This window comes from Corynebacterium afermentans subsp. afermentans, from assembly GCF_030408355.1.
GTDB lineage: Bacteria > Actinomycetota > Actinomycetes > Mycobacteriales > Mycobacteriaceae > Corynebacterium > Corynebacterium afermentans.
The window spans coordinates 1,668,463-1,682,255 of sequence record NZ_CP046606.1 but is presented as its reverse complement, the minus strand read 5'-3'; the positions used below and the strand labels follow the sequence as shown (position 1 = coordinate 1,682,255).

The 13,793-nt window shown below is 65.6% G+C and carries 15 protein-coding genes; 13 read left to right on the top strand and 2 right to left on the bottom strand.

Going from position 1 to position 13,793, the window contains the following annotated elements:
• Positions 1-138 precede the first annotated feature (138 nt).
• The 12 genes from CAFEA_RS08040 to CAFEA_RS07985 all read left to right on the top strand — a co-directional run bounded on the left by CAFEA_RS08040 (position 139) and on the right by CAFEA_RS07985 (position 11,512).
• Positions 139-759 (top strand): DUF4230 domain-containing protein, encoded by a 621-nt coding sequence (locus CAFEA_RS08040; RefSeq protein WP_063938104.1) that lies wholly within the window; start codon positions 139-141, stop codon positions 757-759.
• Between the two features lie 262 nt (positions 760-1,021).
• Positions 1,022-1,660 carry a hypothetical protein gene (locus tag CAFEA_RS08035; protein WP_063938106.1) on the top strand — a complete coding sequence of 213 codons (639 nt, stop codon included), beginning with the start codon at positions 1,022-1,024 and terminating at the stop codon, positions 1,658-1,660.
• Positions 1,661-2,114: 454 nt separating this feature from the next.
• Entirely contained in the window at positions 2,115-2,912 is a 798-nt protein-coding gene (locus tag CAFEA_RS08030; protein WP_063938108.1) for a serine hydrolase domain-containing protein, read from the top strand.
• Positions 2,913-3,042: 130 nt separating this feature from the next.
• On the top strand, positions 3,043-4,485 hold the full coding sequence (gene uriT, locus CAFEA_RS08025) for a uridine transporter UriT (protein WP_063938110.1): 1,443 nt from the start codon (positions 3,043-3,045) through the stop codon (positions 4,483-4,485).
• A complete protein-coding gene (gene uriH / locus CAFEA_RS08020; protein ID WP_063938112.1) occupies positions 4,466-5,473 on the top strand; it encodes a uridine-preferring nucleoside hydrolase UriH in 1,008 nt (335 codons plus the stop codon). The genes uriT and uriH overlap by 20 nt, the downstream gene beginning before the upstream one ends.
• A 184-nt stretch (positions 5,474-5,657) precedes the next feature.
• The gene (locus CAFEA_RS08015) at positions 5,658-6,473 is read left to right on the top strand and encodes a trimeric intracellular cation channel family protein (RefSeq protein WP_063938114.1); all 816 of its coding nucleotides are present in this window, start codon (positions 5,658-5,660) and stop codon (positions 6,471-6,473) included.
• 48 nt (positions 6,474-6,521) lie between these two features.
• Positions 6,522-7,364 (top strand): trimeric intracellular cation channel family protein, encoded by an 843-nt coding sequence (locus CAFEA_RS08010; RefSeq protein ID WP_063938181.1) that lies wholly within the window; start codon positions 6,522-6,524, stop codon positions 7,362-7,364.
• A 29-nt stretch (positions 7,365-7,393) separates the two neighbouring features.
• Complete coding sequence (locus CAFEA_RS08005; protein ID WP_063938116.1) at positions 7,394-8,311, top strand: DMT family transporter; 918 nt, start codon at positions 7,394-7,396, stop codon at positions 8,309-8,311.
• Between the two features lie 400 nt (positions 8,312-8,711).
• Positions 8,712-9,032 (top strand): hypothetical protein, encoded by a 321-nt coding sequence (locus CAFEA_RS08000; RefSeq protein ID WP_143313355.1) that lies wholly within the window; start codon positions 8,712-8,714, stop codon positions 9,030-9,032.
• Positions 9,022-10,416: an NAD-dependent succinate-semialdehyde dehydrogenase gene (locus tag CAFEA_RS07995; protein ID WP_063938183.1), complete on the top strand. Its 1,395-nt coding sequence runs from the start codon at positions 9,022-9,024 to the stop codon at positions 10,414-10,416. Before CAFEA_RS08000 ends, CAFEA_RS07995 begins: the two co-directional genes overlap by 11 nt.
• A 90-nt stretch (positions 10,417-10,506) precedes the next feature.
• Entirely contained in the window at positions 10,507-11,151 is a 645-nt protein-coding gene (locus CAFEA_RS07990; protein ID WP_076590063.1) for a nucleotidyltransferase domain-containing protein, read from the top strand.
• Between the two features lie 10 nt (positions 11,152-11,161).
• Entirely contained in the window at positions 11,162-11,512 is a 351-nt protein-coding gene (locus CAFEA_RS07985; protein ID WP_076590066.1) for a hypothetical protein, read from the top strand.
• Between the two features lie 7 nt (positions 11,513-11,519).
• Here CAFEA_RS07985 and CAFEA_RS07980 read toward each other — a convergent pair whose 3' ends face one another.
• Positions 11,520-12,371, bottom strand: coding sequence for an HAD-IIA family hydrolase (locus tag CAFEA_RS07980; protein WP_172796725.1), 852 nt, complete (start codon positions 12,369-12,371; stop codon positions 11,520-11,522).
• Positions 12,323-12,616, bottom strand: a complete 294-nt coding sequence (locus CAFEA_RS07975) for an acyl carrier protein (protein ID WP_063938124.1) — start codon at positions 12,614-12,616, stop codon at positions 12,323-12,325. Before CAFEA_RS07975 ends, CAFEA_RS07980 begins: the two co-directional genes overlap by 49 nt.
• A 17-nt stretch (positions 12,617-12,633) precedes the next feature.
• Here CAFEA_RS07975 and CAFEA_RS07970 point away from each other — a divergent pair, with 17 nt between their 5' ends.
• On the top strand, positions 12,634-13,479 hold the full coding sequence (locus CAFEA_RS07970) for a Rib/alpha-like domain-containing protein (RefSeq protein WP_063938126.1): 846 nt from the start codon (positions 12,634-12,636) through the stop codon (positions 13,477-13,479).
• The last annotated feature ends 314 nt before the right edge of the window (positions 13,480-13,793 follow it).

The window sequence follows — 13,793 nt, the reverse complement described above, 5'->3', positions numbered from 1 at the left end:
GCCTTCCCTGTGTTGTGCCTCGTCGTGCGTGTGATCCATGCGCGGCCGCCGGGGCGGTGCGCGGGAGGTCACAGTGAGTTTACAGAAGGTGGGGGACCGGAGGGCGTCGATAGGCAGTTGCTTATAGGATGTGCAGGCGTGAAAAAGCTCAGTGGTGTCCTTGTTTCCGTCGTGGCTGTGCTGGCTGTGCTTGCGCTCGTGCTGGTGCTGCTGCGGCCGGCGATTTTCGAGCGCGGCGAGCGCACCATGGACTCTGCCACCATCGGCGGGCAGTTCAACGACATCGCAGAGCTGGCAACGGAGGAATACGTCTACTCCTCCGTGGGCAAGTTCGACGACGAAGGGCTGCGCCTGCTGGGGGTGCGCGTGCCGTTTACCGGCAAGAACTTCCTCGTCTCCTACGAGGGCAAAGTCACCGCGGGCATCAAAGACGCCAGCCAGATCACCGTGGACGTAGACGACGCCGACCAAACGGTTACCGTGCGGCTGCCGCGCGCGGAGGTGCTGGATTCCACCTGGACCCAGGGCAGCTCCGAAGTGTGGGACCAGACCCTGAACCCCATCAACCAGATCAAGGTGGAGGATGTCACGGAGTTTGTGGATTCGCGCCGCGAGCTAGAAAAACAGAAAGCTATCGACGGCGGGCTGCTCGATCGCGCCCGGGCCCGCGCCGAGGAGCTCGCCCGCTCGCACATGGAGGCGCTCATTGAGGGGACGAACCTGGAGGGCTACGAGGTGAAGGTGATTACCGCGCGGTAGTCGTGCTCGCCGCGTGGTGTTCCGCTTCGCGCTGACTCGGGTTGCCTCGGGCGCCTCGGGTGCCCAGCCCCGCCAGGCCCTGTGGGCAAACCCTGGGAGGCAAACCCTGGGTTCGCGCAGAAATCGGCCGTTGCCTGGCTTTGGATCCCAGGGTTTGTGGGACACGGACGGCAGAGTCGCTCGTGCGCGTCGGCGAGGGTGGCGGCTACCGAGTTCGGGAAATGCTGGGTGCATGGGCGCCGCCCGGGGTAGGGTTCTACGCATGCGAAAGACACTCACCGCGGGCGTTGCAGCCTGCGCCGTTGCTATTGCTCCCGCCGGGATTGCTGGCGCCGTGCCCGCCGTCGACCCGGGCTTCTCCCGCGTGTGCGCCGTCGAGTACAACGCCGACCAGGTGCCCGCCCTGGCAGCCGGCCTGCACACCGACGACATCCTCTACCACTCCGGCACGCGTGCCGACGCGCTCGCGCTGTGGAACAAGGAGCAGGACGAGCTGCGCGCTGGGCTGGGCTCGAACGGGTGGGGCTCTGTGAGCAGCGCCGACGTGGACGCAGACACGGAGTTTTGGCCCGTCGAGGAGCACACCACCAGCTCCGTGATCGCCGACGACCTGGGCAGTTCCGCCACCGGCACGCCGCCCACCTTTGACACCCCGTTCAGCGCTGGTGAGGTCGCCTACTTCAAGTCGGCCGCCTCCTACACCGCGCAGCGCTTCGCGGACTGCGGCAGGGACATCAACCGCACCGAGCCGGCGGTGCCGTCGAGCTTGGGCTCGAAGCTCGCGCCGGGCGCCATCGCCGGCATCGTCATCGCGCTGCTGGCCGTGCTCGGTGCTGGTGCGGCGTTCGCGGCCTCGGCGGGCATGATTCCGGGGCTCACACTCCCGGCGCTGCCGTTCTAAAGACACAAACCCCGAGTAAGCCCTCCCGAGTATGGCCGAAAATGGGCCTTAATAGGGATCGCTTACTCGGGGTCTGCGGGTGGGGGCGCACGCTACCGGTCCCGGGCTTGAGGCTCGTGACTGCCGACGTTGCCGGGTGGGTGGTTTGAATTTCCGCGTGAAACCCTTTGACGTTGTACCCCGCGCGTCGTATATTCACGGCTGTGAGCCAGAGGTGAGCGTCCGCAAGAATCCTCCGGGCAGCAACTCCGAAACCCACACGCTAGTGTGGGTTTTCGTGTAATCAGGGCGCAGTTGTTCTGTCGCTCGACCTAAAGGGGGGCGGTTTGCTTCTTGCCTGTCTGGACGCATGATCACCCCGGAAAACCGACGAAAGCTTGAACAGGTACGCGTGGCGGCGGTACGAGCAAGAAAGAGCTGAAGGTGAGCAGAACTTCTACGTAAAGTGGGCGGCATGGAGCTCGAGAAGTTTTTCAGCAACTGGCCGGTGGACAACGTCGCGGCGGCCCTCGTCGGCGACACGGAAGCCACGCTCGGCGACCAGGACAAGGTCTTCGAGCTCGCCAGCGTGACCAAGCTGCTTTCCGCGTACGCGGTGCTCCTCGCGGTGGAGGAGGGGGCATTCGGGCTTGACGACGCCGCCGGGCCCGACGGCGCGACCATCCGCCACCTCCTCGCGCACGCCTCCGGCGTCGGCTTCGATTCCCGCGAGCCGCAAAAGGCGCCGGGGGAGCGGCGCATCTACTCCTCGGCCGGCTACGAGATCCTCGCAGATCACGTCGAAGAAACCACCGGCATCGCGTTTGCGGACTATGCCCGCGAAGGGGTGTTCGAGCCCCTCGGCATGGATTCCACCGAGATCTACGGCTCGGCCGGCCACGGCGGGCGCTCCACCGTCGGCGACCTTGCTGCGTTCGCCTCCGAGCTCCTCTCGCCGCGTCTTCTGGACCCGTCGACGCTCGGCGAGGCATTCTCTAACCAATTCGGCGACCTGCGCGGCGTCGTCCCCGGCTACGGCATGCAGAAGCCGTGCCAGTGGGGCCTGGGATTTGAGATCAAGGGCGAGAAATCCCCGCACTGGACCGGCGACGGCATGCCCGAAGACACCGTCGGCCACTTCGGCATGGCGGGGACGTACCTGTGGGTCGCGGGCGGGCAGGCGTGCGTGGTGCTCACGGACCGCGAGTTCGGCGACTGGGCAAAGCCGCTATGGCAGGAGACCAACACGGCGCTGTGGGAGGCGCTGGGGTGAACGGCAATTTTCGGCGGGGGAGTGGGGGCCGGTGAGGTGGGCGTCGATAGGCAAAATGCCCCCGCATTTCGGGTGTAGCCGCCGCCTTTTTCGTGTAGGCGCGCGGCGCGCAGTGTTTTAAACTGCACGCATGACTACGACGAACACCCCGCCACCAGCAGCGGGGCGGAAGCTGCCGACCAGCCAGGTCGTGCCCCTGATGACGGCGCTGCTGGTCGCTGTCTTCGCGTTCCAGCTCAACGCCTCCATGCTCGCGCCGGCGCTGCACACGATGGAGCTCGAGCTTAACGCCACCACCGCGCAGATCGGCATGACACAGACAGCGTTTTTCACCGCGGCGGCCGTGTTTGCGCTGTTCATGCCGCGCTGGGGTGACCTGATTGGGCGCCGCAAGGTGCTGGTGTGGATGATGATCGTCACCGTCATCGGCTCCATCGTCGCGGCGCTGGCCACCAACGTGACCATGCTGTTCATCGGCCGCGTGATCCAGGGCGTGTCCGGCCCGACCGTGGCGCTGACGTCGGTGATGCTGCGCCAGGCGGTGCGCGAGGAGAAACAGTTCGCGTTCCTGGTGGGCATCCTCACCTCCGTCAACGGCGGCATCGCCGGCGTTGACGCGATTTTGGGCGGCTGGCTTACCGACTCCTTCGGGTTCCGCTCCCTCTTCTGGGTCATCGGCGCCTCCGCGCTGATCGCCGTGTTCGCCGTGCAGTACGGCGTGGAAGAGACCAAGTCTGACCAGCTCCAGCCGATGGATTGGAAGGGTGTTGTCGGCCTGGTCGTCGGCGTCGGCCTGGTGCTGACCGCCCTGAACATGGCCGGCGAACTGGCCGCGGCGAACTGGTTCATGGTGATCCTCCTGCTGGTCATTGGCATTGCGTCGCTGGTGTGGTTCTGGCGCACAGAGAAGTCCAGCCCGCACCCGCTGATGTCCACCGACCTGCTGTCCCAGCGCCGCACCTGGGCGCTGCTGCTCACCACCACCCTGACCATGACCGGCGTGTTCGCCGTGATGAACGGCCTGGTGCCCAACCTCGCGCAGGACCCGGCGGCCGGCCCGGGCATGTCCGCCGGCGTCGTGTCCTGGTGGACGCTGACCCCGTACGCCCTGGCCGGCCTGGCCATGGGCCCGATCTCCGGCTGGCTCGCAGGCCGCGTGGGCTACAAGATCATCCTGCAGATCGGCATCGCGGGTGCTGCGCTGTCCGTGGTGTTTGGCCTGGTCGTCGTGGGTAACGCCACCCACGGCATGCTGCTGGCGATGTCGCTGCTCGCCGGCATCACCTACGCCGGTATGGCCAACATCATGCTCGGCTCCCTCGGCGTGGTGCTGGCGCCGAAGCACAACCAGGGCTACCTGCCGGGGCTCAACGGCGGCGCGTTCAACCTGGGCGCCGGCCTGTCGTTCACCATCATCTTCGCCGTGTTCACCGCCACCGGCGGCAGCTACCGCGCGGGCATGATCGCCGGCGCGATCTTGCTGGGCTGCGCGTTCGCGGCGTCCTTCCTCATCCCGAAGCCGGAGACGGTTCCGGACACGATCGCGGCGGAGGATGTCGCTGCCCGTGCGTAAGATCATCCTGGACTGCGACCCCGGCCACGACGACGCCGTCGCCATCCTGCTCGCCGCCGGCAACACGGACATCGAGCTGCTTGGCCTGACCACCGTCGGCGGCAACCACACCATCGACCACGTCACGCGCAACGCGCAGCAGGTGCTTACGGTCGCCGGTCTGCGCGATGTTCCCGTCTACCGCGGGGTAACGAGGCCTTTGCTTAACGACGTCGTCACGGCCGAAGACATCCACGGCAACACCGGCATGGAAATCCACGGCTTCGACCTGCCGGAACCCGCAGTTCCGGTGGAGGAGATCGGGGCGGTGCAGTGGATCGTCGATACGCTGATGCGCGAAGATCCGGGGACCGTGACCCTGGTGCCTACCGGGCCGCTGACCAACATCGCGCTGGCTGCGCGCCTGGAGCCGCGCATTGTCTCGCGGGTGCGCGAGGTCGTGCTGATGGGCGGCGCGTACGGGGCCGGCAACTTCTCGCCGTCGGCGGAGTTCAACATCGCCGTCGACCCGGAGGCCGCCGCGATCGTGTTCGGCGAGGACTGGCCCGTGGTCATGGTCGGGCTGGACCTGACGCACCAAGCCTTGGCGACGCCCGCAGTGCAGGAACGTTTTCGGGATTTGGGCACGCCGAGCGGCGACTTCCTGGCCGCGCTTGTGGACGCGTTCCGTTCCAACTACAAAAACGCCCAGGGCTTTGACAACCCGCCGGTCCACGACCCGTGCGCGGTGGCGTACGTCATCGACCCGACCGTGGTCGAGACCGTTTCCGTGCCAGTGTCGGTGGAGCTCGCGGGCACGTTGACGCGCGGGCGGACCGTGGCGGACCTGCGCGCGTTCGGCGCGGCGCTGGCGTCCGGCGTTCCGGGCGGGGGCGCCGCCCCGAAAGCCTCGGCCGCGGATGCCGCCTGCACCACCTCCGTGGCGACGCGCCTGGACGTGGACCGGTTCTGGGACCTCGTCGTCGACGCCGTCGAGCGCCTGGGCTGAGGCGCGGCGGCTCCGACCGCTCCGTCCGCGGTGCCAGATGGTGAATGGTCGATGGTGAATTTCTGCCCTGAAAGCGGAAATTCACCATCGACCATTCACCATCTGTACGAAACCCACGTGACGGCGAGCGAACCCCAACGCCCGTCCAGACGCCGCCCCCACGCGAAAGCTAGCCTTGGCGCCCATGGACTTCTCTGATGACGTGGGCACTATTTACTTTGTCCTCGAATACACCGGCGTGTTGTTGGCGGCCACCATCGGCGGGACCGTGGCCAAGCGGATGAACTTCGACATTGTGGGGTTTGCGTTTGTGGCGCTGATTTCGTCGTTAAGCGGTGGCCTCATGCGCGACGCCATACTTAACGACGGCCCCGCCGCCGCCATGACCAACCCCGGCTACCTGATCACCTCCACGATCGGCGGGCTGATCGCGTACTTTGCGCCCCTGCGCGGCAAACTCTGGGAGAACTTCCGGTTCTACGCGGACGTGGTCACCATCGGCGTGTGGGCGGTCGGCGGCACGATCAAGGGGCTCAACGCGGAGCTGAGCTGGGTGCCGTGCGTGCTGCTGGCCGTGATCACCGCAACCGGCGGCACGCTCGCCCGAGACGTTGTGCTGCGGCAGATCCCGGCGCTGTTTACCAGCGAGAAGATGACGGTGTTCCCGGCGATCATCGCGTCGGTGATCATGTTGGTGCTCAACCGCTTCGATTTGGTGTGGGAGGGCATGCTGGCCGCCGCGATTGCCGCGCCGCTGTTTGCGTTGGCGGTGTACTTCGGCGGCGACAAGCTGTTGGGGCTCCAGACCAAGCGCATCGAGCGCCCGCTCGAGGAGAAGATCGGCGAGGCGTTGGGCGTGGACACCGACTCGCGACGCCCGGCCGAGTCCGGCAAGGAGGTGCGCGACGCGCTGGAGGGCGCCTCGGACGAACAGCTGGTCCAGGCGCTGCGGGTGATGCTGCAAAACGAGGTGGGGGAGAGCACAGAGGCGAAAAGCTAAACCAGAAACCTGCCCCGCAGCCGCGCCAACCCCTTTACGATGGCGCGCATGTACTTCGACAACGTGCTCACCCCTGTGGGTTTTTCGTTTGCCGTGATGGATCTGATCGGCGTGTTCCTCAACGCGTTGATGGGCGGGCTTGTGGCCAGGCGGATGCGTTTCGACGCCGTCGGGTTCATGGTCATCTCCATCATCTCCGGCATGGCCGGCGGCATGATCCGCGACGCCCTGATCGGCTCCACCCCGGCGGGCGCGCTGCAGAACCCGTGGTACATCGGCACCGCGTTGGTGGGCTCGCTGGTCGCGTTTGTCCTGCCCATTGGGGGCGAGGCTTGGGAGTTGTTCCGCTTCCACGGCGACATGGTCATCGTTGGCGTGTGGGCGGTCACCGGCACGGTTACGGCGCTGCGTGCGGACGTGACGTGGTTCGGCTGCATCCTCATGGGTATTCTCACCGCGACGGGCGGGATGGTCATCCGCGAGATGATGATCGGGCAGATTCCCAACATTCTCGTTGACCGCCAGTTGTACGTGGTCCCGGCGATAGTGGCGTCGATAAGCGTGCAGCTCTTCTACGACCTCGGCTGGCAGTCGGTGGGCCTGGCCGTTTCCGCGCTGCTCGGTATTGCGCTGGGTGTGGCCGCGTACTGGCTGGATTGGTCGGTGCCGGGCGTGGAGGCGCTCGCGCCCGTGGACAGCTATTTCACCCGGGTGAAGCACCGGGTCGGCGACAAGCTTCCGTCCGTTTCGTACCGGCAGCGCGCCGCCAACCCCACCCTGATTTCCGCCCCGACGCGCAAGGACGTGCGCGACGAGCTCGCCGCCATCGATGGCGACATCACCCACGAGGAGTTCATTGCCGCGCTGTACCGCGCCTACGGGCTGAAGTAGCCGCCGGGCGAGTGTGAAACCATAGGCCCGTGCTTCTTCTCATTGCGCTCGCGGTAGGCGGGCTGATTCCGATCCAGACCGCGGCCAACTCGCGACTCCGCTTGAGCGTGGGCAACAAGCCGGTGGTCTCGGCGCTGATCTCGTTTACCGTGGCGCTGTGCGTGGCCGTGATTGCGACGGCCGTGCTGCAGGGCAACCCCGTGCCGCAGTTCGCGGACGGTGTGAGTGCGCCCTGGTGGGTGTGGCTCGGCGGCGCGATGGGGGTGTGCTTCGTGCTCGGCAACATCCTGCTGTTCCCGCGCCTCGGCGCTGTGCAGACCGTGGTCCTGCCGATTCTGGGCCAGGTGATCATGGGTCTGGCCATCGACCGCTTCGGCCTGTTCGGCGCGCCGGTGCTTGAGGTGACGTTCATGCGCGTGCTCGGCGCGGTGGTGGTGCTAGCCGGGATCGTGATGGTGCTGCGCGCCGGGAAGCGTCCAGCCGTGGAGGGCGACGCCGAGGGGCTGGAGCTGTGGCTGTTCCGAGCACTCGGCGTGCTGGTTGGCGTGGGCTCCGCGGTGCAGACGGCGGTGAACGGCTACCTGGGCACGATTGCCGGATCCTCCATGCACGCCGGCGAGATCAACCTGGCGGTTGGGGCGGTGTTGCTGCTGGTGGCGGCGCTGGTGACCAGCCCTCGCCAGCTAGCGCGCAAACCCAGTCCGGGGCCGTGGTGGATGTGGCTCGGCGGCCTGGTCGGCGCGACGTTCGTGATCTCGGGCGCGACGCTGGCGCCGCTGCTCGGCACCGCCACGACCGTGATCGCGTTTAACGCCGGCACCATCGCTGCGGGCCAGGCGCTGGAGGCGCGCGGGGCGTTCGGCGCGCGGAAGAATCCGCTGACGGCGACACGCTTGGCGGGCCTGGTGGTGATCTTCCTCGGCGTGCTGGCGGTGCGGCTGCTGTAGGGCGGGGTGCTAAAGGACGATATCGGCATTTACCCGTAGCGGCTCCGCAAAAACCCAGGTCGCCGCATCTCGGATGGTGTAAATGCCGATATCGGCGTTTACGGTGGGGCGGCAAAAAGGGACACGAGGCATGGGCCCGCCCGCTGTCCCCTCAACCTCAACCAAAGCTCGAGCAAATAGGGGGATCAACCAGCGGTTGAGGGTTGCTCGAGTCAACTCGTGTGAAGCAATATCGGCCGAGAGAAATCAGAGGCCGTTGGGGAAGACGAACCTCTCGTCTCACACTCCGCCGCGCGGACTAGTCAACCGCCGCGGCACTCCCGCCTAGTCACCGGGGTTGGAGTGTGCCGCCATCGATGCGGGCACGCCGAAAAGGCGCCCGCAAGAAGGGTCCCCACCAATGACGACAACACTGGCCGCACCCACCTGCCGCGCCCCGCGCACCCGACTCGCGTGGACATTCTGCGTTGAGGGGATGCCGGTGCGGGAGCGACGGAGCGTCGAGAAGCAGATGCTTTTGCTTCCCGACGGCGCGCCCGGCGAAATCTGGTTCACCCGCTGGCAGCGGCGCGCGGACCGCACGTACTCGTGCCGCGAAACGATCCTGGCAACGCGCGAGGAGATCGAGCCGTTTGCGCAGGCCATGGACCGGCTTTCACGCGAGAAAAATTTTGTGGCGAGCCTCACGCCACGCTCCTACGATGGGCCGCATGTCTACTAAATACCGCGTACAAAACCCGAAGAACAACGAGATCGTCGAGTCCTTCGACTTCATCACCGACGACGAACTCGAAACCGCGCTGGCCACCGCAAACGACACGTTCAAGCAGTGGCTCGAGAAGAGCTTCGAGGAGCGCGCCGAGGTCCTTCGCAAGGTTGCGAAGCTTTTCGACGAGCAACGCGCCGAGCTCACCCGCATCATCGCAGAAGAGATGGGCAAATCGGTCAAGGAAGGCGACGGCGAGATCGACGACGTCGTGGAGATCTTCAACTACTACGCCGACAACGGCGCGGAGTTCGGTGCCGACGAGGAGATCCCGAACCAGCGCGGCGGCACCTCCGTCATGCGCAAGGTCCCGCTCGGCGTGATCCTGGGCATCATGCCGTGGAACTTCCCGTACTACCAGGTTGCGCGCTTCGCAGCACCGGCGCTGATGGCCGGCAACGTGGTGATGGTCAAGCACGCCGAGATCTGCCCCCGTTCCGCAGCCGCGATTGCCAAGATTTTCGACGAGGCGGGCGCGCCAAAGGGCCTGTACACGAACCTGTACGCCAAGCACTCGCAGGTCTCCACGCTGATCAACGACGACCGCGTCCAAGGCGTGTCCCTGACCGGCTCCGAGCGCGCCGGCCGCACCATCGCCTCCCAGGCCGGCCAGGCGCTGAAGAAGTGCGTGCTCGAGCTCGGCGGCACCGACGCGTACGTGGTGCTGGATTCTTCCGATGTGGCTAAGGCCGCCCAGACCGCGTGGAACAAGCGCATCGGCAACGTGGGCCAGGCATGCACGTCGAACAAGCGCATGATCGTCATGGAGGACATTTACGACGAGTTTGTGCAGGCGTTGGTGGACCTGGCGTCGTCGTATAGCGAAGGCGACCCGCTCAACCCCGGCGACGGCAAGGAGTTCTACCCGCTGTCCTCCCGCGACGCCGCGGAGCTACTCGCGCAGCAGCTGCGCCTGGCCGTCGAGGAGGGTGCGAACCTGCGCGTCGGCGGCGAAGTCACCGGCAAGGGCGCCTACATCACCCCGGCCGTGATCACCGACATTCCGGTCGGCTCCGACTCCTACTACGAGGAGTTCTTCGGGCCCGTGGCCGAGGTGTACAAGGTTTCCTCCGAGGAGGAGGCGATCGAGCTGGCCAACGATTCGCGCTACGGTCTCGGCGGCGCGGTGATGTCCGAGGACACCGAGCGCGCCAAGAAGGTCGCGGCGAAGGTCGACACCGGCATGATCCACGTGAACATCCCGCAGGCGCGCGGCGCCGAGCTGCCGTTCGGCGGCGTGAAGGCATCCGGCCTGGGTCGCGAGCTTGGGCCCCTGGGCATGGACGAGTTCGTGAACAAGCAGCGCTTCTACGTCGCGGGGTCCGACTCCGCGGTGTAACTCGAGGCCTGGTGGCCCGGGGCCTGCTCGGCCGTGTCAGTTTTGACGCAGCTGTTTCAAAAATGGCACACGCGTGTCAAAATTGACACTATGAAGCTCCAAAACCCGTTTACTGCCATCTGCTCCGACGCAGATGCAGCGGTGCTGCTCGCACTCGGCCGGGCGCCGGTGGAGCTCACTGCCCAGCAGGTTTACGGTCTAGCGGCGGGTCCGTCGCTTTCCAGCGTTCGCCGTAGTTTGGATCGGCTCGCTCAGGGTGGGGTCATTCACGAGCGGGTGTTGGGGCAGGCGAGGGGCTACTCCTTGAACCAACAGCACCTGCTTGCTGGCCCGATCCAGAAAATCGCTCACGCGACCGAGGAGCTGTACTCCCGCATCGCGCAGTCCCTGGATGCTTGGCCAGTGAGCGTGGCGGGGTGCGTACTTTTCGGCTCGGCGGCTCGGGGCGAGATGGGGGATTCCAGCGACATTGACTTGCTCATTTTAGTGGACGGTGAGTCGGCGGCAGTGCAAGCGGAAAGCGGAGCGTATGAGCTATCCCGGCAGGTAGAAGCCTGGACAGGGGTGCCCGCCAACGTCGTCGTGTGGACGCGCGGCCAGGAAAACCCGGGCGCGATTCTTGAGAACATAGCGGGCGAGGGCAAAACCATATACGGTGACCCGCAAGAAGTTCGGGGGATTCTGAGGGGGATTGGTGGCACCACGAGCGGGCAAGGGGAAGACCGCGCAAGCTAACGATGCTGTCTTGCGCAAGCGAATGCTTCGCGTAGAAGAGCATCTGGAGTTGGCGCAGTTCGCCGAAGGCGAGTTCGGGGCAAACGCCGTGGTCTCGAGCTACATCAACGCAGCGATCGGGGCTGGAGACGTTATTTGCGGAGCGCTGACCGGTGAATACAACCGTTCTGGTGATCACTTCGAAGCGGTGCGCATGCTCGAATTGGCTGGAGAAAAGGACGCCGCGAAGGCACTCAACACGGTGCTACAAAACAAGACGATGGCCAATTACAGCGACGTCGGCCTAAGCGAAGTGCAGGTTAAACAGACTTCGCGGCTGTCAGTGAAGCTCGTTAATAGGGCGCGCCAACTCGCGCCGTAGACTGCGATTACTTGCTGCCGCTTTCGGTGTAGAACCCGTCGTCGAACGGATCCCAGATCCGCTCCACCAGGTCCGCCACTGAATCCAGCACCGCGGTGGGGCGGAAGGGGTATTTGGCTATCTCGGAGTCGTCGGCAATGCCCGAGCGCACGAGCACGGTGCGCATGCCCGCCTCGAGGCCGGCCTTGACGTCGGTGTCCATGCGGTCGCCGATCATCACCGTGTTCTCGGAGTGCGCGCCGATGTTGTTCAGCGCCGAGCGCATCATCACCGGGTTCGGTTTGCCCACGTAGTAGGGTTCCATGCCGGTCACGGCGGTGATCATGGTGGCCACGGACCCGGTTGCCGGCACCACGCCCGCGGGCCCCGGGCCAGTCAGATCCGGGTTGGTGGCGATGAACCGCGAGCCGCTGCGGATCAGGTTCGACGCGGTGGTCAACGCCTCAAACGAGTAGGTGCGCGTTTCGCCCAGTACCACAAAGTCGGGGTCAGCGTCGGTGAGGATCCAGCCGATTTCGTGCAAAGCCGTCGTCAGGCCAGCTTCCCCGATGACGTATGCGGAGGCCTCGCCTGCCTGCTGCGACAAAAACTTCGCGGTCGCCGTGGCGGAGGTCCAGATGCGCTCCGGCTCGATGTCCAGGCCCATGCGCATCAGCTTCGCGGACAGGTCGCGTGGGGTCTGGATCGAGTTGTTGGTCAGCACCATAAAATCGATGTCTTCGCTGTGCAGCGCGCTGATGAACTCCTTTGCGCCGGGGATGATCTCGCCCTCGCGGTGTAGCACGCCATCCATGTCGGTCAAGTACGAAATCACTGGTGTTCCTCCACATAGTCGGCGAGGTCTTGGGCGGTGGTGCATTGGGCGTAGACGTGCTCGTCGATAGGCACTGCGAACTCTTCCTCGATGCGAACCGCGAGCTCAATACGGCTTAACGACGAAATCCCGCTCCCGTCAATCGTTGTTTCCGGTTCAAGCTCGACGCCGGAGACATCCTCCACGAGCTCCGCAATGCGCGCGAACGTGCCCCGCACCTCCGTCTGCTCTTGGGCATCCGAGTCGTCGGTGAGCAAGCCGCCAAGGTCCAACCGCTGCGAAAGTTCCATGCCGTTATGATAAGCGCATGCAACGCTTCGCACTCCCGGCCGTGGTCGTCGTCGCCGCCGGCCTGCTCGCGCCCGCCGCCTCCGCCGCAATGGCCGACGAGTACGCGCCCCACTTCGACCCGGCGCCGCGGCACGTAAACGTTGTGCCGAGCGACGGGTACAGCACGTCGGTGGAGTACGAGCTGCTCGGCCTGCCGGGAGGCGCGACCTGGAAGTTGACCGGTCGGGACACCTCGAGGGAACTGATGCAGCTTGAAAAGCGCGGCGACAAGCTACGCGTGCAGCTTAACCACAACGACGCGAACCCGCCGCAGTCTGGGGAAAACACGCAGCCAATCGACGTTCGCGTGACGTATCCGGACAACTCGACCGACCTGTACTCCCCGAAGATCACCCTCATCCCGGACGAGGCCTTCCTCTACGAGCCCATGTACGAAAGCGCAGTCGGCGACGGAGGGCAGACCATCACGCTGAAGCCGTTCAACCGGTGGGAGCTTGACCTGCCCGCGGACGCCAAGTGGGATGTCACCGGCGGCGGCAGCGGCTGGGATTGGAGCCACGACGAAAAAACCGGCGTGATCACGGCGAAGGTGCCCACCGATTCCTACGCGGACGCAGGCTTTTCCGTGGTGACCACGTTCGCGGATGGGTCCAAGCGCAGCTCCAACGCCAAAATCGAGAACTCAGGCAAGGGCGTGACGCTGCCCGAGGACCCGGCGCCGCAGCCGGCTCCTGCACAGGACGGGTCTGGCGGCTCGTCCACGGGGCAAAAGCTCGGCCTCATCTTCGGCGTCCTCGCGCTTTTGGTCGGCGCCGCGGCCTTCGCATGGCCGCAGCTGCAGCAGTTCCTGCCCAAGATGTAGGGGGGGCCGTCGCAGTAGCGGCGGGCGCCGGGGATTGCCGCAAATTGTTCACTCGGGTTCTGCGATCCAGTGAACAAATCTCCTTTCCCCGTGCAATTTGTTCACTCTGCCCAGGTCGGATGTTCGAATGGTGCGGGATCATTCATCGCGCAGTGAACAAATCTGCACCGGGCGGCCAAGACACGCCTAGCGGGCGGCGCTCCATGACGGATCGCGGCGGAATCTGTCAGCCGGGCCCGCATCGGCCCAGGTCGGCGCAAGTGTCCGTCGTAATCTGTCAGCGCACCCGCCAATCCGCACCCACCAAACGCCAC

Excerpts from the sequence above, each read along its gene's own strand:
- CAFEA_RS08010 (WP_063938181.1), top strand. The coding sequence starts at position 6,522 with ATGTACTTCGACAACGTGCTCACCCCTGTGGGTTTTTCGTTTGCCGTG.
- CAFEA_RS08000 (WP_143313355.1), top strand. The coding sequence starts at position 8,712 with ATGACGACAACACTGGCCGCACCCACCTGCCGCGCCCCGCGCACCCGA.
- CAFEA_RS07990 (WP_076590063.1), top strand. The coding sequence starts at position 10,507 with ATGAAGCTCCAAAACCCGTTTACTGCCATCTGCTCCGACGCAGATGCA.
- CAFEA_RS08035 (WP_063938106.1), top strand. The coding sequence starts at position 1,022 with ATGCGAAAGACACTCACCGCGGGCGTTGCAGCCTGCGCCGTTGCTATT.
- uriT (WP_063938110.1), top strand. The coding sequence starts at position 3,043 with ATGACTACGACGAACACCCCGCCACCAGCAGCGGGGCGGAAGCTGCCG.
- uriH (WP_063938112.1), top strand. The coding sequence starts at position 4,466 with ATGTCGCTGCCCGTGCGTAAGATCATCCTGGACTGCGACCCCGGCCAC.
- CAFEA_RS07975 (WP_063938124.1), bottom strand. The coding sequence starts at position 12,616 with ATGGAACTTTCGCAGCGGTTGGACCTTGGCGGCTTGCTCACCGACGAC.
- CAFEA_RS07980 (WP_172796725.1), bottom strand. The coding sequence starts at position 12,371 with ATGCACCACCGCCCAAGACCTCGCCGACTATGTGGAGGAACACCAGTG.
- CAFEA_RS07995 (WP_063938183.1), top strand. The coding sequence starts at position 9,022 with ATGTCTACTAAATACCGCGTACAAAACCCGAAGAACAACGAGATCGTC.
- CAFEA_RS08030 (WP_063938108.1), top strand. The coding sequence starts at position 2,115 with ATGGAGCTCGAGAAGTTTTTCAGCAACTGGCCGGTGGACAACGTCGCG.
- CAFEA_RS07970 (WP_063938126.1), top strand. The coding sequence starts at position 12,634 with ATGCAACGCTTCGCACTCCCGGCCGTGGTCGTCGTCGCCGCCGGCCTG.
- CAFEA_RS08015 (WP_063938114.1), top strand. The coding sequence starts at position 5,658 with ATGGACTTCTCTGATGACGTGGGCACTATTTACTTTGTCCTCGAATAC.